The sequence below is a fragment of the Streptomyces sp. NBC_01476 genome (assembly GCF_036227265.1).
In the GTDB taxonomy this organism is placed as follows: domain Bacteria; phylum Actinomycetota; class Actinomycetes; order Streptomycetales; family Streptomycetaceae; genus Actinacidiphila.
Genome location: NZ_CP109446.1, coordinates 6,122,028 through 6,143,286 on the forward strand (window position 1 = coordinate 6,122,028; position 21,259 = coordinate 6,143,286).

General features: G+C 75.2%; 13 protein-coding genes. 10 read left to right on the forward strand and 3 right to left on the reverse strand.

Features of this window, described 5'->3' with window-relative positions; all coding sequences use genetic code 11:
• Positions 1-54: 54 nt before the first annotated feature.
• From infB to OG552_RS26910, 9 genes are all read left to right on the forward strand, one after another.
• Entirely contained in the window at positions 55-3,216 is a 3,162-nt protein-coding gene (gene infB / locus OG552_RS26870; RefSeq protein ID WP_329137187.1) for a translation initiation factor IF-2, read from the forward strand.
• Positions 3,217-3,296: 80 nt separating this feature from the next.
• Positions 3,297-3,590 carry a DUF503 domain-containing protein gene (locus tag OG552_RS26875; protein ID WP_329137189.1) on the forward strand — a complete coding sequence of 98 codons (294 nt, stop codon included), beginning with the start codon at positions 3,297-3,299 and terminating at the stop codon, positions 3,588-3,590.
• Positions 3,591-3,635: 45 nt separating this feature from the next.
• Positions 3,636-4,205, forward strand: a complete 570-nt coding sequence (gene rbfA, locus OG552_RS26880) for a 30S ribosome-binding factor RbfA (protein ID WP_329137191.1) — start codon at positions 3,636-3,638, stop codon at positions 4,203-4,205.
• Entirely contained in the window at positions 4,202-5,140 is a 939-nt protein-coding gene (gene truB, locus OG552_RS26885; protein WP_329137193.1) for a tRNA pseudouridine(55) synthase TruB, read from the forward strand. Before rbfA ends, truB begins: the two co-directional genes overlap by 4 nt.
• Positions 5,141-5,591: 451 nt before the next feature.
• Entirely contained in the window at positions 5,592-9,221 is a 3,630-nt protein-coding gene (locus OG552_RS26890; RefSeq protein ID WP_329137195.1) for a trypsin-like peptidase domain-containing protein, read from the forward strand.
• 330 nt (positions 9,222-9,551) lie between these two features.
• Positions 9,552-11,705, forward strand: coding sequence for a PEP/pyruvate-binding domain-containing protein (locus OG552_RS26895; protein ID WP_329137197.1), 2,154 nt, complete (start codon positions 9,552-9,554; stop codon positions 11,703-11,705).
• A complete protein-coding gene (locus OG552_RS26900; RefSeq protein WP_329137199.1) occupies positions 11,702-12,625 on the forward strand; it encodes a hypothetical protein in 924 nt (307 codons plus the stop codon). The genes OG552_RS26895 and OG552_RS26900 overlap by 4 nt, the downstream gene beginning before the upstream one ends.
• A 237-nt stretch (positions 12,626-12,862) precedes the next feature.
• The gene (locus tag OG552_RS26905) at positions 12,863-13,621 is read left to right on the forward strand and encodes a phosphatase domain-containing putative toxin (protein ID WP_329137201.1); all 759 of its coding nucleotides are present in this window, start codon (positions 12,863-12,865) and stop codon (positions 13,619-13,621) included.
• A gap of 114 nt (positions 13,622-13,735) precedes the next feature.
• Complete coding sequence (locus OG552_RS26910) at positions 13,736-14,689, forward strand: bifunctional riboflavin kinase/FAD synthetase (protein ID WP_329137204.1); 954 nt, start codon at positions 13,736-13,738, stop codon at positions 14,687-14,689.
• A 97-nt stretch (positions 14,690-14,786) separates the two neighbouring features.
• On the opposite strand, the gene OG552_RS26915 is transcribed toward OG552_RS26910, so the two are convergent.
• From OG552_RS26915 to OG552_RS26925, 3 genes are all read right to left on the reverse strand, one after another.
• Entirely contained in the window at positions 14,787-15,464 is a 678-nt protein-coding gene (locus OG552_RS26915) for a response regulator transcription factor (RefSeq protein ID WP_329141162.1), read from the reverse strand.
• Positions 15,465-15,520: 56 nt separating this feature from the next.
• Complete coding sequence (locus OG552_RS26920) at positions 15,521-16,777, reverse strand: sensor histidine kinase (RefSeq protein WP_329137206.1); 1,257 nt, start codon at positions 16,775-16,777, stop codon at positions 15,521-15,523.
• Positions 16,778-16,970: 193 nt separating this feature from the next.
• The gene (locus OG552_RS26925) at positions 16,971-20,300 is read right to left on the reverse strand and encodes an AAA family ATPase (protein ID WP_329137208.1); all 3,330 of its coding nucleotides are present in this window, start codon (positions 20,298-20,300) and stop codon (positions 16,971-16,973) included.
• A gap of 297 nt (positions 20,301-20,597) precedes the next feature.
• Here OG552_RS26925 and rpsO point away from each other — a divergent pair, with 297 nt between their 5' ends.
• Complete coding sequence (gene rpsO, locus OG552_RS26930) at positions 20,598-20,885, forward strand: 30S ribosomal protein S15 (RefSeq protein WP_033173003.1); 288 nt, start codon at positions 20,598-20,600, stop codon at positions 20,883-20,885.
• Positions 20,886-21,259: the final 374 nt, after the last annotated feature.

The following is a 21,259-nucleotide window of genomic DNA, read 5'->3' on the forward strand; positions in this document are numbered from 1 at the left end:
CCATGAAGTAGCGACGGTCCGGCGGACGATCACCCCGGACCTAAAAGGAGCGAAGTGGCTAAGGTCCGGGTATACGAACTCGCCAAGGAGATGGGAGTCGAGAGCAAGGTCGTCATGGCCAAGCTCCAAGAACTCGGTGAATTCGTCCGTTCGGCGTCCTCGACGATCGAGGCGCCGGTTGTCCGCAAGTTGACCGATGCTTTTCAGGGACCCGGTGGCAACGCCGGCAAGTCCGCTGCGAAGCCCGCGGCGCCGCGCAAGGCGACGCCTTCCCCCGCCGCCGCCCGTCCGGGCGCCGGCTCTTCGCCGGCCCCCACCCCGGGTGCGCCGGCTCGTCCCGCTGCCTCCGGGGCGCCCCGCCCGGGCGGTCCTGTGACGCCCGCGGCTCCGGCCGCCCCCAGCAACGGGAGCACCCCGGCCGCCGGCGGTCCGCGTCCCGGCCCCCGGCCGGCTCCGGCTCCGGCGCCCACCCCGGCTCCGGCCGCCAAGCCCGCTCCGGCGGCTCCGGTGCCCGCGGCCGAGTTCCAGGCGCCGCCGTCCGCGCCCCCGGCCGCGGCCGGTCCGCGCTCCGGCGCCACTCCCGGCCCGCGCCCGGCCCGTCCGGCCGGCCCCGGCCAGCGTGACGGCGGTCCCCGTGACGGCCAGCGCGACGGCGGCCAGCGTGACGGCGGTGCGCGTCCCGGTGCCCGTCCGGCCGGACAGGGCCAGGGCGGTGCCCGCCCCGGCGGCGCGCGTCCCGCGGGTCCGCGTCCCGGCAACAACCCCTTCACGTCCGGCTCCACCGGTATGCCGCGCCCCGGTGGCGCGGGCCGTCCCGGTGGCGGTCAGGGCGGTGCCCCGCGTCCGGCGGGTCCCGGCGGCGGCGCCCCGCGCCCCGGTGGTGCCCCGCGTCCCGGCGCGCCCGGCGGTCAGGCGGGACCTGGTGGTTCGCGTCCGTCCCCCGGTGGCATGCCCCGTCCGCAGTCCTCGGGCCCGCGCCCGAACCCGGGCATGATGCCCCAGCGTCCGGCGCCTTCTCCCGGCGGTCGTCCCGGCGGTGGCCCCGGTGGCCGTCCCGGTGGTGGCCCCGGTAGCCGTCCGGGTGGTCCCGGCGGTCGTCCCGGCGGTGGCGGCGGCGGTTTCGCCGGCCGTCCGGCAGGTCCCGGCGGCGGCGGTCGTCCCGGCGGTGGCGGTGGCGGCTTCGGCGGTCCCCGTCCCGGTGGCGGCGCGCCCGGCGGTGGCGGCGGCTTCGGCCCCCGTCCCGGCGGTTTCGGCGGGCGTCCCGGTGGCCCGGGTGGCCGTGGCGGCACGCAGGGCGCGTTCGGTCGCGGCCCCGGCGGTCGTCCGGCCCGCGGCCGTAAGAGCAAGCGTCAGCGGCGCCAGGAGTACGAGGCCATGCAGGCCCCGTCCGTGGGCGGCGTGCTGCTGCCCCGCGGCAACGGCCAGACCGTACGGCTCTCCCGCGGTGCCTCGCTGACCGACTTCGCCGAGAAGATCAACGCCAACCCGGCGTCGCTCGTCCAGGTGATGCTCAACCTCGGTGAGATGGTCACCGCCACGCAGTCGGTGTCCGACTCCACCCTGGAGCTGCTCGCCGGCGAGATGAACTACGTGCTGGAGATCGTCAGCCCGGAGGAGGAGGACCGCGAGCTGCTCGAGTCCTTCGACATCGAGTTCGGCGAGGACGAAGGCGGCGAGGAGGCGCTGGTCTCCAGGCCGCCGGTGGTCACCGTCATGGGTCACGTCGACCACGGCAAGACCCGCCTGCTGGACGCGATCCGCAAGACCAACGTGGTCGCGGGCGAGGCCGGCGGCATCACCCAGCACATCGGTGCCTACCAGGTCGCGACCGAGGTCAACGGCGAAGAGCGCCGGATCACCTTCATCGACACCCCGGGCCACGAGGCGTTCACCGCCATGCGTGCCCGTGGTGCGAAGTCGACCGACATCGCGATCCTGGTCGTCGCGGCCAACGACGGCGTCATGCCGCAGACGGTCGAGGCGCTCAACCACGCGAAGGCGGCCGAGGTGCCGATCGTCGTCGCGGTCAACAAGATCGACGTCGAGGGCGCCGACCCGACCAAGGTGCGCGGTCAGCTCACCGAGTTCGGCCTGGTGGCGGAGGAGTACGGCGGCGACACCATGTTCGTCGACATCTCGGCCAAGCAGGGTCTGCACATCGACTCCCTGCTGGAAGCGGTCATCCTGACCGCCGACGCCTCGCTCGACCTGCGGGCCAACCCGGAGCAGGACGCGCAGGGCATCGCGATCGAAGCGCACCTGGACAAGGGCCGCGGCGCCACCGCGACCGTCCTGGTGCAGCGCGGCACCCTGCGGGTCGGCGAGACGATGGTGGTGGGTGACGCCTACGGCCGCGTCCGCGCCATGCTCGACGACCAGGGCAACACCCTGGAAGAGGCGGGTCCGTCCACACCGGTCCAGGTGCTGGGTCTGACCAACGTCCCGGGTGCCGGCGACAACTTCATCGTGGTCGACGAGGACCGCACCGCCCGGCAGATCGCCGAGAAGCGCGCGGCGCGCGAGCGCAACGTCCGCTTCGCCCGCAAGGGTGTCCGGTTCTCCCTGGAGAACCTGGACGAGGCGCTCAAGGCCGGTCTGGTCCAGGAACTCAACCTCATCATCAAGGGCGACGCGTCCGGTTCGGTGGAGGCTCTCGAGTCCTCGCTGCTCCAGCTCGACGTCGGCGACGAGGTCGACATCCGGGTCCTGCACCGCGGTGTGGGTGCGGTCACCGAGTCGGACATCGACCTGGCGACCGGCTCCGACGCCATCGTCATCGGCTTCAACGTCCGTGCGGCCGGCCGGGCCGCCCAGATGGCGGAGCGCGAAGGCGTCGATGTGCGCTACTACTCGGTGATCTACCAGGCCATCGAGGAGATCGAAGCAGCGCTCAAGGGCATGCTCAAGCCCGAGTACGAGGAGGTGGAGCTCGGCACCGCCGAGATCCGCGAGGTCTTCCGCTCCTCCAAGCTCGGCAACATCGCCGGTGTGCTGGTCCGCTCCGGCGAGGTGCGCCGCAACACCAAGGCGCGGCTGCTGCGCGACGGCAAGGTCATCGCGGAGAACCTCAACATCGAGGGGCTGCGCCGCTTCAAGGACGACGTCACCGATATTCGTGAGGGTTACGAGGGTGGTATCAACCTCGGCAACTACAACGACATCAAGATCGATGACGTCATCGCGACGTACGAGATGCGGGAGAAGCCGCGCGGCTGATTCCGTGAGCGGGTGAGCCGGGGCCGATCGGCGGGATATTCCGTCGATCGGCCCCGGCCTTCGCCTGTAGCGTCCCTTCCATGTATGTAGGCACGCTCTGCTTCGACCTGCTGCTCGGTGACGTACGGTCGCTGAAGGAGAAGAGGTCCGTCATCCGTCCGATCGTCGCCGAGCTGCACCGCAAGTTCGGGGTCAGCGTGGCCGAGACCGGGGAACAGGAGCTCTACCGCCGCAGCGAGATAGGTCTCGCGGTGGTCTCGGGGGATTTGACGCACATCAAGGACGTACTCGATCGCTGCGAACGCTGGATGGCCGGCCGGCCGGAGGTGGAACTGCTGTCGGCACGGCAGCGCGTCCACGGCGGCGACGACTGAGACGACGACTGAGACGACTGAACCGAAGAAGAGAGAAGACAGACGATGACCGACACCGCGCGGGCGCGAAAGCTGGCGGACCGCATCCGGGTCGTGGTCGCCGAGACCCTTCAGCGGCGGATCAAGGACCCGCGGCTGGGTTATGTGACGATCACCGACACCCGGGTCACCGGTGACCTGCGGGAGGCGACCGTCTTCTACACGGTCTACGGCGACGACGAGGAGCGCGCCGCGTCCGCGGCGGCCCTGGAGAGCGCCAAGGGTGTGCTGCGCTCCGAGGTCGGCCGGCAGACCGGGGTGCGGTTCACGCCGAGCCTGGCCTTTGTCGCCGACGCCCTCCCGGACAACGCCCGCACCATCGAGGACCTGCTCTCCAAGGCCCGAGCGGCCGACGAGGAGGTCCGCAAGACCGCCACCGACGCCCAGTACGCCGGCGACGCGGACCCGTACCGCAAGCCGGCCGAGGACGACGAGTTCGACGACGACGGGACCGACGACGGGACCGGCACCGAGACCGGCACCGGCAGCCAGGCAGCCACCGGCACCGGTGCCGCCGAGGGGTCCGGCCGGCCTGCCGGCGGCGCCAAGGACGAGGACGGTCCGTCGCCCGCATGACCTCAGGACACGACACCGGGTCCGCCCGCCCGCAGGCGGGCCGCGCCCGGAAAGGCAGCCCTTCCGGGCTTGTGATCGTCGACAAGCCCGGGGGGCTCACCTCGCACGGGGTGGTCTCCCGGATGCGGCGGCTGGCCGGGACCCGGCGGGTCGGGCACGCCGGCACCCTCGACCCGATGGCGACCGGAGTGCTCGTTCTCGGCGTGGAGAAGGCCACCCGGCTGCTCGGCCACCTCGCGCTCACCGAGAAGGAGTACGTCGCGACCATCCGGCTCGGCCAGAGCACGGTGACCGACGACGCGGAGGGCGAGGTCATCGCCGAGGCGCCGGCCACCGGTGTCACCCGGGAAGCCGTGGACTCCGGGATCGCCGCCCTCACCGGGCCGATCCAGCAGGTCCCGTCGAAGGTCAGCGCGATCAAGGTGAACGGTGTCCGGTCCTACACCAGGGTCCGGGAGGGCGAGGACTTCGACCTGCCCGCCCGGCCGGTGACCGTCTCCTCCTTCACCGTCCAGGACCTCCGCACCCCCGGCGACCAGCCGGACGTGCTCGACCTGGACGTGACCGTGGTCTGCTCCTCCGGCACCTACATCAGGGCGCTCGCCCGTGATCTGGGCGCAGGACTCGGCGTCGGCGGTCACCTCACCGCGCTGCGCCGCACCCGGGTCGGCCCCTACCGGCTGGACGGTGCCCGCACCCTGGAGCAGCTGGAAGAGACCTTCGAGGTGCTGCCCATCGAGCAGGCGGCCGCCGCGGCCTTCCCCCGCTGGGACGTGGACGCGGACCAGGCCCGGCTGCTGGGCCACGGCGTACGGATCGAGGCACCGGTGCTGGCGGCCGGGCCGAACGCGGTCTTCGGCCCCGACGGCAGGTTCCTGGCGCTGGTCGAGGAGAGCAAGGGGCAGGCGAAGATCGTGGCGGGCTTCGGGCAGTAGGCCACCCCCGGTCTCCCTCGCCGCCCTGCGCCCCGGCCTCTCGCGCCATTCCTCGCCCCGGGCCTCCCGCACCGCGCCCGGCCCCGGCGTTCCCTGCCGCCCCTCGCCCGTGGGCCGCGGGCGAGGGGCGGCAGGGGAGCCCGCTTCGGCCGTCCCGACGTCCGGCCGGACAGCGCGGCACGGGCCGCCGTTCACCGTGCAGCGAGGCCGCCTGTCCCCTGAACGGCCCCGCTCCACGACCCCCTCCAACCCCCCCTGGGTGTCCCTGTCCATCCGCAACCCGGAAATCACCCCAATGGCTAGGCGCTCGGAGTGAAGCGAGGGGGCGCAAGGGGGCGCTTTCGGTCCATGATCTAGTGCGGACGATCATCCGGCGCCTACCGTCGAAGCGGGACGAAACGGGACTCCAGAGAAACTGGTCCCGCCCGGGCGGTGGGGGAGGGCGGCCCGCATGGGGGCACGCGGAAGTGAACGGGACAGTGCTCTGATCCGGGTCTGCGACCTGGCCGGGCGCCACCGCGGCAGCGGCTTCCTCGCCGACGCCGACGGCACGATGATCACCAGCCATGAGGCGGTCGACGGCCTCGCCCGGCTGGTCCTGCACGGGCCCGGCGGTCAGGTCTGCCTGGCCGAGGCCGGGGCGATCACCTCGCTCCCCGAGTGCGGCCTCGCGCTGGTCGCCACCGAGGGGCTCGCGGTGCCGCCGCTGCCCGTCGCCGGCGCCGGCCCGGCCCACCCCGGGCAGCGGATACGGCTGCGGCTGCCGCACCGGGCCGAAGGCTCGGTGGTCGGCACCACCGCGGTCACCTACACCGCGACCGACCGCTTCCACCTCCTCGACGAGGTATACGAACTCGCCCTGGACGGCGCCGACCTGCACCGGACGGCGGCCTGGGCGTCCGGGGCGCCGCTGATCGACGCGGTCACCGGCGCGGTGCTCGCCGTGGTGGTCACCGCCCTGCACGCCGGGCACCGGGCGAGCGGCTTCGCCGTCCCCTTGCGGGCCGTGGACGCGCCCGAGCCACTGGCCAGGCTGCTGGGCCGTAACGCGGCCACCGTGCCCGCCCACGGCCCGCACCTCAACCTCGCAGGGGCGCTGCAGCTCACCGCCGCTTCGGTGGCCGCCGCGGCCGGTTCCGGCGGCCGCTACGAACCCGTGCCACGACCCGAAGTCGCCGGGGAACTCGCGGAGTTCCTGGCCGACCGGAGCGAAGGCGCGCCGCTGCTGCTCGGACTGGTCGGCGCCCCCGGCACCGGCCGTAGCACCGAACTGGCCCGGCTCGCCGCCGGCCGCGTCCGGGGCTCGCACCCGGCTCCCACCCTGTGGCTGCGCGGCGCGGAACTGCGGCCCGGCGACGGCAGCGTCAAGGACGCGGTGGAGCGCTCACTGCGCACCGCGGCCCGCAGCGTCCACGCCGCCTCCGGGGAGCCCTCGGCCGATCCGCTCTACGCCACCGCGGAAGCCGTCGCCGGCCTGGCCCGGCGTGCGGCACGCCCCCTGCTGGTCGTCCTCGACGCCCCCGAGGAGATGCCGCCGGTCCTGGCCCACGCGCTCGCCGACTGGACCACCGCCACGGCCGGCTGGCTGCGGGCCACCGGCACCCGGCTGATCCTCGGCTGCGGACCGGAACTCTTGGAGCAGACAGCCGAGTCGCTGCCGGCCGATGCGGTGCGCCGGCTGCCGGTGGGGCCGCTGACCGAGGAACAGGCGGTACGGGCCAGGGCCCGCTTCGGGCTCCCCGACGGCGCCCTGGCGGCGGGCGACGCGGCGCACCCGCTGGCGCTGCGGCTGCTCTCCGAGGTGCGCGCGGCACTGCCCGGCGGCGGGGAACCGGGGCCGCCTCCGGCACGGGACGAGATCTTCTCCGCGTACCTGGACCTGGTGTGCCTGCGGATCGCGGAACGGCTCGCCGCCGCTGCCCTGCCGCCGGTGCGGGCGACCGGCCTGCGCCGGCTCGCGGCGCGGGTGGCGGGGCAGGTGCACGAAGCGGCCAGGCGGTGTCTGGGGCCCGGGCAGGGCGAGCTGGACCGGGAGGCGTTCGAGGAGCTGTTCCCGTGGCGCAGCGGGTGGGCGTCCGCGGTGCTCGCCGAAGGGCTGCTGGTCCCGGCAGGGGCGGGCTACCGCTTCGCGCACGGGGAGCCGGCCGACTGGCTGCAGGCGCTCCACCTCGACCTGGACGCGGCGCTGCACGCCCTGGTCCACCGCTGGTTCGCGCCCCCGGGCGCGCTGCCGGAAGCGCCGGTACGCCTCCCCTCGCGGGCCGCGACCCGGGCCGGCCACCCGCCACCGGTACCCCCGGCGCCACCCATCGCACCCGCCCATCCGCGCAGCCTGCCGGTGCCCCGCCACCGCGCGGGCCCGGTCCTGCAGGCCCTTCTCGCGGCCCCGCCGACAGCCCGCGCGGTCCATCTGCACGCGCTCCTGCAAGTCCTCGACCGGCGGACCCCGCACCCCACCCGCCTGGCGCCGGTACCGCCCGCGGCGGTCGACCGCGAAGCGGACACCGTCCCGACCCCGCACCCGGCCAGGACCCGCCCGCCCGCCGACGGCGCCCGGCGCCCCGCGGAGCCGCCCCCCACCGTGACCCCGCCGCGCCCCGAGCGCCAGGCCGACGCCCTGTGGTGGGCCGGCCATCTCGTCCAGGAAGTGCTCCTGCGGGCACCCGGCCCGGAACTCCCGCGGGAGCTGGCCGGGCGGGTGGCCGTCCGGGCGGTGGAGCGCGGCGGCTTCACGGCCGACGGGATGGGGCCGCTCGGCCGCTTCGGACCGTCCTTCTGGAGCGCGCTGCCGCTTCCCGTCCCCGACCGTCTCGAACTCCTCCGGGTCCTGCTGCCCGCCGACGGCCCCCCGGCGCGGGGCGAGCGGCCCCGCTTCCTGGACGAGGCCGCCGCCCTTCTGCGCGCGCACCCCGCCGAGGCGCTCCCCGCGCTGTGCGGCTGGTTCACCGACGACCGCCCGCTGGGGACCGGTCCGCTGCCGCCCGCCGGGATCCGCCTCACCGTGGCCGGTGCCGCGCAGGCGCTGCTGCACACCCACCGGCGGGTCGCCGTGGACGACCTGATGGAGGCGCTGGTGGTGGCAGGACAGCCCGCCGCCGACGAACTGCTCGGCGCGCTCGTCGAGGACGAACCCTCGGCGGTGTGCCGGGCGGTGGACCGCTGGGCACACGACGAACGCCAGGACCGGCATGTGGCGGCGGCCGACTACGGACTGCGCGCGGCACCCCATGTCCGGTCCGGTCCTGACCGCGAACTGCTGCGGTACGCGGCCCTGGTGATCCTGGCCCGGCCCGCGGACCGCGGACTGCACGGGGCGGCGCTCGGGATGCTGGTCCGGGACCCCGCCACCCGGGACCGCCATCTGCCCGCCGCGCTACGGCACTTCGCCGCCGGGGACGCCCACCTGACCCCCGCCGTGCTGGGCGCGGCGCTGGGCACGCACCCCGAAGCGGTGCTCACCGCCTTCCGGAACCGGCTGCGGGCGCCCGCCGCGGCCGACGACACCGCGGGCGTCCTCGCCGCCCTGGCCGCCGTCGGCGGCACCGCCCTGGCCCGTCGCGCCGCCGCCCTCGTCGAGGACCACCTGCGCCACGACCCGGCCGCCGCGCCCGCCGTGGCCCGGTTCCTCGACACCCGGCTGGAGGAGGGCCCGGCCGTCCGGCCGGTGCTGCTGCCGATGGCCACCGCACTGCTCCGCGACCATCCCCCGGAGGTGCGCCGCGCCCTGGTGCCGGTCTTCGCCGACCCCGGCAGCCACCTCTCCCGGCCCCTGCGCCAGGAGCTGCTGGACCTGGCCATCGCCACCGAACGCGATCCCGCCGTGCTCGACGCCCTGCTCACCGCCGCCGCCGACGGCTGCCCCCGCCGGCACCCGCTGCTCACCCGCGACCTCGTGCACCGTCTCGGACTGCTGCTGTGCCGTACCCCGGAAGGCGCCACCCACTTCGACCGCCGGGTGGTCGAACTCGCCGCCGGGCAGCCCGACTTCGCCCGGCTGCTGCGCACCTGGCTGACCGACGGCGGCCACTGGGACGCGGTGGTCGGCCCGAGCGCCAGGCGGCGTCTCGACACCGTGGCGTGAGGCGGCGGGGGACCCCGGGCCGGGCGCCGGCCCTGTCCGTGGCATGAGGCGCCGGTGCCCCCGCGGCAGGCGCCGGCACCGGTCCGAAGCAAGGTGGCGCAAGGCGCCAACTCCGCTGCCGGGCAGGGCAAAACATTCCCCTCCGGTGCAAAGAGGTGGCCCGCAGCAACCGAAAAGAAGTCCGCCGGGAGGATGCGGAAGGTCTTGCGGGTGAAGAGACGTTGTAGCCGCAAGAAGTGTCCGCCCGGAGTACGCGGCCGGCCCGACCCGCCGGCCGGCCGCCCGGCCGGAGACACCGCCCACCGGCGGTGCCTGGGAAGGAGCGCCCAGATGGAGATCGACGCCGATTCGCTCGCGGTGGCCCCGCTGGACACCGCCGCCGCCCGCGACCCGGGCCTGTCCGGTGCGAAGGCGGCCAACCTGGCACGTGCCGCCACCGAGGGCCTGCCGGTACTCCCCGGCTTCGTGATCGTCCCGGCGGCCCGCGCCCCCGGTATCGCCGGCGGCCCCGACGCGCTGCGGGCCGCCTGGCGGGAACTCGGCGGCGCCGACGGCCGCCCGCTGGTGGTCCGTTCCTCCTCCGTCCACGAGGACACCGAGGACTCCTCGATGGCCGGCCGCTTCGAATCCGTGCTCGACGTCCGCGGCTGGGACGCCTTCACCGCCGCCGTCCGCCGGGTCCAGGAGTCCGCCGCCCGCGTCGGCGGCCTGGTCGCCGCCGGCGCGGGCCCCCGCCCCGCCGCCGGTCCCGAGCCGGACTCCGGGATGTCGGTCCTGGTCCAGCCCATGCTCAAAGCCGCCGCGGGCGGCGTGATGTTCGGCGCCGACCCGGTCGAGGGCCGCTTCGACCGGATCCTGGTCAGCGCGGTCACCGGCGGCCCCGACCAGCTCGTGGACGGCAGCACCCAGGGCGTGCGCTACCAGCTCACCCGCCACGGCCACCTGCGGCACACAGAACCCGAGGTCCCGCGCGGCACCGGCCCGCTCGGCCGCCGCGCCCTCGCTCAGCTGGTCCGGCTGGCCCGCCGCACCGAACGGGTCTACGGCGGCCCGCAGGACATCGAGTTCGGCTTCGACGCGGACGGCCGGCTCTGGCTCTTCCAGGCCCGGCCGATCACCGCGATGGCCGCCCGTCCGGAGCGCGGGGCCCGGCTGCTCGGCCCGGGCCCGGTCGCCGAGACGCTGCCGAACGTCCTGCAGCCGCTGGAGGAGGACCTCTGGCTCGCCCCGATGAACCAGGGACTCACCCTCGCCCTGGACATCGCGGGCGCCGCCCCCCGCCGGATGCTGCGCCGGCTGCCGATAGCCACCAGCGTCGACGGCCGGGCCGCCGCCGACCTGCTGCTGCTCGGCGCCGCCCCGGCCGCCCACCCGGTGCTCAACTTCATCAACCCCGCCCCCGGCGCCCGCCGCGCCGCCGCGGCCTGGCGGGTCGGCCGGCTGCGCAGCGCCCTGCCACTGCTCGCCCGCGACCTGATGGCCGACGTCGACCGCCAACTGCACGACCTCGCGGCGCCCCGGCAGCTCCTCAGCGGCGAACTGCTCGACGCCATCGCCTGGGGCCGTACCGTCCTGGCCTCCCTGCACGCCCAGGAGTCACTGGCCGGCGCGCTGCTCGACACCGACACCGGCAACACCGCCGCCGGCGAGGCACTGGCCGTACTCGGCGAGGGCCGGGCCGGCGGACTCGGCGACGAGGAACTGATCAGCAGGCACCCCGTCCTGCTGACCCTGCTGCCCCCGACGCTCGGCGAACGCGATCCGCTGCCCGGCCACACCGGCCGGCACGGCGTGCCGCGCGGTGTCGGCTTCCTCTCCGTCCGGGAGGGGCTGCGGCTGCGGGTCCGCTGGGTGCAGGAGATGCAGACCGCGATGGTCCGCGAACTCGGCACCCGGATGGACTCCCACTGCCTGGTCGGCGAGCGCCGCAAGATCGCGCTGCTGCGCTGGCGGGAACTGCTCGGCGCCGCCGACGGCGGCACCCGCCCCATCGATCTCGCCGAGCGGGTCCCGCGCCCCGACACCCCGCCGCTGCCCACCGCCTTCCGGCTGGCCGGCGGCCGGCCGCAGGCCGTCGTGCTCGGCCGCCGCCGCAAGGACGGCCACGAAGGACAGGGCGCCGGCGGCGGCCAGGGCACCGGCACCGCCTGGCACGGCGACGGCGAGCGGCCGGCCGACGCGGTCCTGGTCGTACGCTCCCTCGACCCGGCGCTGGCACCGCTCCTGCCGGAGCTCGCCGGGCTGGTGGCCGAGACCGGCAGCGTGCTCTCCCACCTCGCGGTACTGGCCCGCGAGTACCAGGTCCCCACCGCCGTCGGCGTGGCAGGCGCCGTGGACCGCTTCCCGCCCGGCACCCCCTTGCGGGTCGACGGCGGCAGCGGAGCCGTCGAGCGACTCCCGCAGCAAGCGGGGACAGCCGGCGACAGCGAGCCGGAGAACGAGGGAGCACCGGTCGCCGGACCGGGCAAGGGGGCCGTGGCATGAAGTACATCAGCTATCTCTTCGGCGGCCTGTGCACCGTCGCCGCCGCCGTCTACCTGGTCATCTACCTCTACCGCTGGGAGTGGCAGCGCGCGGTCATCTGCGGTGTACTGCTGCTCGCCGTGGAGGGCTTCCTGGTCCTGGTGATCATGCTCGGCCGGATGAGCCGCCTGGAGCGCCGCATCATGGACGCCGACACCCGCGTCGAGGAGATCAAGCGGCGCCTGGAGCACTCCCGCGAAGACCAGTCGGTGAACGCCTTCCGCTGGCTCGGCAGCGACCCGCGGCGGGACGGACTCGACGGCACCACCCGGACGTTCGTCTTCGTCCCCATGCTGATGGTGACCGGAGCGGCGCTGTCCGGCCTGGCCTGGGTGATCCAGCGGGTGGCCGCCGTCACCGCCCGTCCCGGCGCCGAACGCCGGCTGGCCGGCCGGCTCGCCCCGCTCGCCGCCCCCTCCGGCGGCGTGCACGGGCCACTGCCCCAGCTGGAGGACCGCCCCGCCGTGCCCCGCGCCCGCCCCTGGCGCACCCTGGCCGCCGTCGCCGGCTCGGTCGCCGCCGTGGCGTTGATCATCTTCGGGGTCTACGCGCTCTCCGACGCCACCGAGACCCGCGAGGAGGCCCGGCCGGACGCGGCGGCCAGCACGGTCGTCTTCCAGATCCAGGTGCACGGCGGCAACACCGACTCCGCCCGCGAACTGGCCGCCGAGGACCTCTGGCAGAGCTGCCGCCGCTCGACGGCCGCCGCCAACCCCACGGCGAGCCTGAGCCGCCTGTCCACCGGCGTCTACGCGGGCGTCATCCGCCCCGCGCTCAGCTCCCACGACATGCTGCGGCTGCGCGGCTGCATCTCCGACGCGATGGCCAACCGGGCGACCGCGACCGTACTCGGGGACGGGCAGGCCGCCCGCTCCCACTGACCATCCCGCGGTACCGGTTCGCGCGGCACACAACTCCCGCAGAACGGGAAGAACATCAGGTCACCGCCGTGGCGCGGCCCCCGTACCCCCACGGGAACCCCGCCGCGGCCTTGGCCCGCCCGGCGGGACAGGTAGCCTGCTGGGACGGACGCCACGCCCGGGGAGGGCGGCGGCGCCCCCGTCCCCGCCCCTCGTTCTGGTGGTGAAGAGCGCTTGTCCCAGTCCCCGCCTCCCCCCATGACCGCCCCCCTGACCGTTCCCGTACCCGCCCTGGCCACCGCTGCGGCCACGGTGGACGTGGCCGCCACCGGCGGCTTTCCCGGCCTGCCCGGCCTCACCCCGGCCGGCCGGGCCGTACTGCGCCGGATCACCAAGGGCCTGCTGTGCTGCCTGCTCGGCTACGGCGTGCTGTGGGCCGGTTCGGCCGGCGGCATGCTCGCGCTCTCCGCGCTGGCCCGCCACGACGCCTCCGGCGGCGAGCGCACCACGGCCGGCATCAACCACTTCCTGCGCGTCGACGGCAAGCTGTGGCGCGGCTCCGCCCCCACCGCTGCCGGTTACCGCGAACTCGCCCACCAGGGCATCCGCACCGTCGTCGACCTGCGCGCCGAGGACCTGTCGGCACCGGAACTCGACCGGCCCGCCCAGGCCGGCCTCACGGCGGTACGGCTGCCGATCCGCGACGGCCAGACCCCCACCGAGCAGCAGGTGGACGACTTCATCCGGATCGTCCAGCGGTCCCCGGGCCCGGTCTACGTGCACTGCGGCGCCGGTGTCGGCAGGACCGGCTCGATGACCGCCGCCTATCTGGTGCGCACCGGGCAGGCCACCGCCCGGCAGGCCGCGGTCCGTACCGTCGCGGTCGGGCCGCCCTCCATCGAGCAGGTCTACTACGTGCTCAACGTCTCACCCGGCGACAGCGACCAGCCGCCCGCGCTGATCCGCGGCATCAGCAGGCTGTTCGACGCACCCCGGCGGATCAAGGCGTCCCTGTAGCGGCGGGGCCGGTGACCCGTGCCGATGGGTGCCGTGACGCACCGGCATGGCAGGCTTGACCCTGCAAGGACGGCATGAGCCATATCGGCGGCAGAGCAGAAGCGGAGCGTCAAGGTGCAGCGCTGGCGGGGCTTGGAGGACGTGCCCGGTGACTGGGGGCGCAGCGTCGTCACCATCGGCTCGTACGACGGTGTGCACCGCGGCCACCAGCTGATCATCGGCCGGGCGGTGCAGCGGGCCCGCGAACTCGGGCTGACGTCAGTGGTCGTCACCTTCGACCCGCACCCCAGCGAGGTGGTGCGCCCCGGCACCCACCCGCCGCTGCTCGCCGCCCACCACCGCAGGGCCGAACTGTTCGAGGAGATGGGCGTCGACGCGCTGCTGATCCTGCCGTTCACCCGGGAGTTCTCCAATCTGTCGCCGAGTGCCTTCATCCGCACCGTGCTGGTCGACGGCCTGCACGCCAGGCTGGTGGTCGAGGGACCCAACTTCCGCTTCGGCCACAAGGCCGCGGGCGACGTCGAGTTCCTCTCCGCGCTCGGCCTGAAGTACGACTACGAGCTGGAGGTCGTGGACCTCTTCGTCCGCGGTGAGGCCGGCGGCGGCGAACCCTTCTCCTCCACCCTCACCCGACGGCTCATCGCCGAGGGCGACATCGAGGGCGCCGCGGAGATCCTGGGCCGCCCGCACCGCGTCGAGGGCGTGGTGGTCCGCGGCGCCCAGCGCGGCCGTGACCTCGGGTACCCGACGGCCAACGTCGAGACGCTGCCGCACACCGCGATCCCCGCCGACGGCGTGTACGCGGGCTGGCTGCACGTGAACGGCGAGGCGATGCCCGCGGCGATCTCGGTCGGCACCAACCCGACCTTCGACGGCACCGCCCGCACCGTGGAGGCGTACGCCATCGACCGGGTCGACCTCGACCTGTACGGGCTGCACGTGGCCGTCGACTTCCTCGCCTACCTGCGCGGCATGGAGAAGTTCGACACCATCGACGCCCTCCTGGAACGGATGGCCGACGACGTGAAGCGCGCCCGCGAACTGGTGGAATCAGCCGAACCGGCCTAGCCGGCACCCGAATCAGCCCACTCGCCGCGGCCCGGACCGCACCGCCCGCCCCCACCGGAGCCCGGGACCGAGCGCGGGCCGCGGGCGGGGCCGTTGTTCAGGCCGGGCGGACCAACCGGGTCTCGTAGGCGAAGACCACCGCCTGCACCCGGTCACGCAGTTCCAGCTTGACCAGGATCCGGCCCAGGTGTGTCTTCACCGTGGCCTCGGCCAGGTGCAGCCCCGCGGCGATCTCGGTGTTGGACAGACCCCGGCCCACCGCGGTCAGCACCTCGCGCTCACGGGCCGTCAGCCGGGCCAGCCGTGCCTCGCTTCCGGCCGCGTCCGCGTCGCCGCCCGGCGACGGCAACTGGTGGGCGAAGTGCTCCAGCAGCCGGCGGGTGATCCGCGGCGCCACCACCGCGTCCCCTGCGGCCACCGAGCGGATCGCGGCCAGCAGCTCCTCGGGCAGCGCGTTCTTCAGCAGAAAGCCGGAGGCGCCCGCCTTCAGCCCGGCGAAGGCGTACTCGTCCAGGTCGAAAGTGGTCAGGATCAGCACCCGGGAGTGCGGGCACTCCGCGATGATCCGGGCGGTCGCCTCGATGCCGTCGGTGCCGGGCATCCGCACGTCCATCAGCACCAGGTCCGGCCGCAGTGCCCGCGTCATCCGAACCGCCTCAGCGCCGTTCCCGGCCTCGCCGACCGGCTGCATGTCGGTCTGCGCGTCCAGCACCATGGTGAACGCCATCCGCAGCAGTGGTTCGTCGTCCACCAGCAGCACCCGGATCGGGGCCACGCCGCCGGCCGGGCGGGCCGGCGCGTCGGTGGCAGGGGAAGCGGGGGTCGGAGCGGTCACGGTGTCTCCTCCGGTGCGGTGAGGTCGAGCAGCGCGGCGACCTGCCAGCCGCCGCCGGGCAGCGGGCCCGCGGTCAGCCGGCCGGCATAGGCGGCGGCCCGCTCCCGCATCCCGGGCAGGCCGTGCCCGGCGGCCCGGTCGGGGCCCGGTTCCGGCGGCACGGTGCCCGCGCCGTCGTCGGCGACCGTGATCCGTACCGCGTCGCCCGCACAGTCGACCCTGACCTCGGCGCGGGCCCCGGCCGGGGCGTGCTTGAGGGTGTTGGTCAGCGCTTCCTGCACCAGCCGGTAGACGGTGAGCTGCGCCGCAGCCGGCACCGCCGCCGCCTCGCCGGACACGTCGAGCCGGGTCGGCAACCCGGCCGCCCGCACCTGCTCGGCCAGCGCGTTCAGTTGGGAGATACCCGGCATCGGGTGCCGCAGCGCGTCCGGCTCGTCCGCCCGCAGCACCCCGAGGAAGCGCCGCATGTCCGTTATGGCCTGCCGCCCGGTCACCGACACCTGCCGCATGGCCACCGCCGCCCGCTCCGGGCTGCGTTGCTGCGCGAAGGCCGCGCCGTCGGCGAGGGCGACCATCACCGACAGGTTGTGCGTCACGATGTCGTGCATCTCCCGGGCGATCCGGGCCCGTTCACCGGCCACCGCGAGCTGCGCCTGCTGGTCCCGCTCCCGCTCCAGCCGGACCGCCCGGTCCTCCAGGAACGCCATCTGCTGCCGCCGGCCCCGCATGCTCGTCCCTATCACCGCGGCGGCCACCGCCATCCCCGACAGCGAGACGAAGGTCGCGATACCCCGCTCGTGCAGCGACCAGCGCACGGTGGCCAGCGCGATCCCCGCCTCCAGCACCAGGAACGCGGCGAGCGTCAACCGCCGGTCCCGGTACGCCGCCACCGTGTAGAGCGCCACCAGCAGGGCCGCGTCCGCGGGCGTCCGTACGTCCATCGCCCACTGCGCGAACGCCGCCGCGGCCACGCACCCGAACGCCACCTCCGGGGCCCGCCGCCGGGCCGCCAGCGGCGCCACCAGCGCGGCCTGGACCAGCAGCAGCCGCACCGGCTGGTCGTGCACCGGCCGCCAGGACACGGCCCAGAACACCATGAACAGCCCCAGCGCGAAGGCGGCGTCCACCGCCCACGGGCCGGTCAGCCGCCGCCGGGCACCCGCCCGGCCCGCCCGCCATGCCCGGGCGAGGCCGCGGGCACCTCGCCCGGCGGCGACCGGGGCCCGGTACACCGCCGGCTCGCTGAGCCCCATCCCTGCCTCCTCCAGCGCCGGTCCGGTGCGCGTCTCCCCTCATCCTCGCCGCCCGCCACCGCCCCGGCGACGGCCCGCAGGCGGATTCCGCGCGCCGGCCCGTACGACCCGCGTCGTACGGCCGCAACCGGCGAGGGCCGCCGCCGTGACCGTCGAGGCGGTACGGCGGCGGCCCGGTGACCGTCGTGCGGGACTACTGCCGCGGGGGCGGCGGGTAGCCGTAGCCCTGCTGCTCCGGGGCCGGATTCGGGGCCGGATCCGGAGCCGGGAAGGGGGCCGGGAACTCCTGCTGCGGCCAGCCCTGCTGCGGCTGGGGAGCCTGCGGCTGCGGCGACTGGGGCTGGAACTGCTGCGGGGCGGCGCCTTGTTGGGCCGGCGGATACGGCTGCGCGCCCTGCGGCGGCACACCGTACTGACCGGGCGGCACCTGGCCGGGCTGCACAGGCTGCACCGGCTGCCCGTAAGGCCCGGGCTGCCCGGGCGGCTGGGCCGGATAGCCGGGCTGGGCCGGGTACCCGGCGGGCGCGCCCCCGTACGGGCCGGGAGCCTGCGCGGGTCCCGCACCCGGCAGCGGCGGGGCCTGCACCGGCGGCGGGTTCAGACCGTCCGCCGTCCACAGCCCCTGCGCCTGCTGGGCCCGGATGAAGTCCTCGGCGACCATCGCGGAGAGGTTGAAGTACGCCTCCCGGGTCTTGGGCCGCATCATGTCGAGGTCCACCTCGGCGCCCGCCGCCAGATGCTCGTCGAAGGGCACGACCTGCACCCCGCGGCACCGCGTCCTGAAGTGCGCCACGATGTCGTCGACCTTGATCATCTTGCCGGTCTCGCGGACCCCGGAGATCACCGTGATGCTCCGCGACACCAGCTCCGTGTAGCCGTGCGCGGAGAGCCAGTCCAGCGTGGTGCTGGCGCTGGACGCGCCGTCCACCGAGGGCGTCGAGACGATGATCAGCTGATCGGCCAGGTCCAGCACGCCGCGCATCGCGCTGTAGAGCAGACCGGTGCCGGAGTCGGTGAGGATCACCGGGTACTGCCGGCCCAGGACGTCTATCGCGCGCCGGTAGTCCTCGTCGTTGAACGCGGTCGACACCGCCGGGTCCACGTCGTTGGCGATGATCTCCAGGCCCGACGGCGCCTGCGAGGTGAACCGCCGGATGTCCATGTAGCTGTGCAGATAGGGGATCGCCTGCACCAGGTCGCGGATCGTCGCCCCGGTCTCGCGCCGCACCCGGCGGCCCAGCGTGCCGGCGTCCGGGTTCGCGTCGATCGCCAGGATCTTGTCCTGCCGCTCGCTGGCGAGCGTCGCGCCCAGCGCGGTGGTGGTCGTCGTCTTGCCGACGCCGCCCTTGAGGCTGATCACCGCGATCCGGTAGCAGGAGAGCACGGGGGTGCGGATCAGCTCCAGCTTCCGCTGCCGCTCCGCCTCCTCCTTCTTGCCGCCGATCTTGAACCGTGACGGCTGGGCGTTGGCCCCCGGCCGCTTCGGCTTCGGCTGGTTGCGCAGCAGCCGGTCGGAGGAGAGCTCCACCGCCGCGGTGTAGCCGAGCGGCGCGCCCCCCTGCGTGGTGCGCTGCCGCTGGTCCGGGGTCACGGTGGGCCAGCCACCGGCCCGCGGGTCGACCGGCCCCTGGGGAGCCTGCGCGGCGGCCTGGGGTGCTTGTGGGGCCTGCGGTGCGTGGGGCTGCTGCGGGAAGCCGTAACCGCCCTGCGCGGGCAGCGGCGGCAGCGGCCCCGGCTCGGCGTGCGGCGCGGGCTGCGGCTGCCCGCTCGGCGGGAAGCCGTAACCGCCGTCCTGCGGCCCCTGGGGCTGCCCGGGCGCGGGGGCCGCGGGCGCTGCCTGGGGGCCGGTGGTCGCCGGAAGGTGCTCGCCGGACGGGGGCTGCTGCGCGGCCGGTACGGGCCCGGGGCCCGCGGGCGCGGGCGGCTGCTCCGCGAACGCGGCTGCCTGCGGCGGCTGTTCGTGCGGCAGTCCGGTGGGCACCGGGCTCGGGCTCGCTCCGTACGGTCCCGGGGCGCCCGGCGAAATGCCGTGGCCGGCCGGCGGCGGCTCGGGTGCGGGCTGCTCCGGTATGGCCGGCGGGAACCCGTAACTGCTGGGCGCGGGCAGACGGTCGGCGGGCCGCGGCGGTCCGTACGGGCCGGGCGCGGGCTGCTGGGGCTGCGCGGGCTGGGCGGGCTGCGGCGGCTGCGGTGCGGCCTCGGCGGCCGGGACCGCGGGCGCGGGCTGCTGCTGCGGGAAGCCGTAACCGCCCGCGGGCCCCGGGCTGCCGGTGGGCGGCGGGAAGTCCACGCCCCGCTGCCCGGGCTGCGCCGGCGGGGGAGCGAGCGGTTCGCCGGTGGGCGGCGGGAAGCCGGTGCCGCCGCCCGGCGCGGGCGGATTGGGGCCGCCCGGGTGCAGGGCCGCGAGGGGCCGGCCGGTCGGCGGCGGGAAGTCGAGGCCGCGTTGGGGCGCCGGCGGGTTGTGCCCACCCGGGTGCAGGGGCGGCTGCGGTGCGTCCGGCACGGGCGGGAAGGCGCTGCTGCCGGCGTCCGGCGCCGGCGGGTTGTGCCCGCCGGGGTGCAGGGGCGGCTGCGGTGCGTCCGCCGGAGGGACCGGCGGATAGGGGTGGCCCCCCGCAGCCCCCGCAGCCCCCGCAGCCGCCGCGGCCGGCGGGCCGTACGGGGTGGGGATGTCGGGGGCGTCCGGCGCCGGGTGCGGCGCCTCCGCCCGCTCGAACTGAGGCGGCAGCGGCGGCACCGGGCTGTGCGGCGCGGCGGGCGCCCACGGCTGGGCCTCGGGAGGCGCCGGCGGCGCGGGCAGCGGCGTCCACACCAACTCCCGCTTGGCGGGCTTCTCTTCCTCCGCCGCGGGCTCGGACGCGGACGCAGGCTCGGACGCGGGCTCGGGCTCCGTCGGCTCCGGCTCCGCGGACTTCGGGGCTTCCTTGGCGTCTTCCACCTTGTCACCCGGTTCCTCGCCGGTACGCTCCGCTGTCTCGCGCTCCAGCGCGGCCGCGGAGAACCGCATCGTCCGGTCCGGCCGCGCGGCGCTCCATGACTCCCCGGCACGCGCACCGGTCTCGCTCCCGGCCTCCCGGCTCGCGTCAGGTGCGCCGGCGGAAGCAGCGGCCCGGGGCTGCGGCAGCAGCGGTACGGACGTCGCCGACCAGGACGGCTTCTCGGGCTCGGGCTCTGGTTCAGGCTCGGGTCCGGCCTCGGACACCGGGGACACGGGGCCCTCGGGCGGCGCGGACGGCGCGTCCGGCGCGTCCGGTGAAGACGCGGCCGGAGCACCGGCCTCCCGTGTCGTACTCCCGGACCCCCGGGCCGCCCCGGCCTCCTCCGTCTCCGCGACGGAGTCGTCCTCGTCGTCACCCGCGAACGCGCTGCTCACCGCGGAGTCCTGCATGTACCAGGCGGGCAGCCTCGGCCCGAGGCTGAACTCACCGGCGAAATCCCCGGTTCTGTCCGCCCCCTCCACCTGCGGCGTGTCCTCGACAGGGCCGGGCCCGCCCACGCGGTTCTCGTCCCGATCGCTGCTCACAATGCCTCCTGGTCCGCAGTTCTCAACCGTCCCGCGGCGCACTTACCCACGTACCCCATGGCCCGATTCCCCCTCCCCGTTCAGGGCAAGACTAATCGTCGCCGCCCGCCTGATGTCAGGACTGCCGCCCGCCTCCTGCCCCGATGACCCGCGGGTAGGGACCTCGGTACGGGCTGGTACTCTGGGTGACGGTCACGCGTGTGGTATCGCCGCGTGGCCGTGCCTCGCGAGTCATCTGAGACACCCCGCGATGAAGACCGGGGGCGCTCGGAGGCCAATGACACCCAAGGAGTCCGTATGTCGCTCGACGTCGAGACGAAGAAGCAGATCATCGCCGAGTTCGGCACCAAGGAGGGCGACACCGGCTCCCCCGAGGTCCAGGTCGCTCTCCTGAGCCGCCGGATCTCGGACCTGACCGAGCACCTCAAGACCCACAAGCACGACCACCACTCGCGTCGTGGTCTGCTGATCCTGGTCGGCCAGCGCCGCCGTCTGCTGCAGTACCTGGCCAAGAAGGACATCACGCGCTTCCGTGAGCTCCGTGAGCGCCTCGGCATCCGTGCCGGCGCGGCGGGCGTTCGCTAGGACGTCGCGGAGGGGGGAGCGGTTCCCGTCGTACGGGGCCGCTCCCCCTTGCCGTATAGACGGCACAGGCGGCGTGGACGGCACAGACGGCACACACCGCGTCCACGACGCCACGGAAGTGCGGCGCCGGAAATGCCACGGAGCCGTGCGCACGCGGCCACGGAACGCGCACATGACGTGCACGATCCCGGCGTCGTCTGGTGCAATGGTGCCGTTGGCAGCAGTGAACAAGTGAAAACAGCACGACAGCGACAACAGCAACAACAGCGACACCGAGCCGGCAACGGGCTCACAACGAATGAGGAGGAGCGTCCTCCTATCCGCCGCATACGCCGGTCCTCGGTAGTGGCCCCCGGGTGGTCGCACCCCCGGAG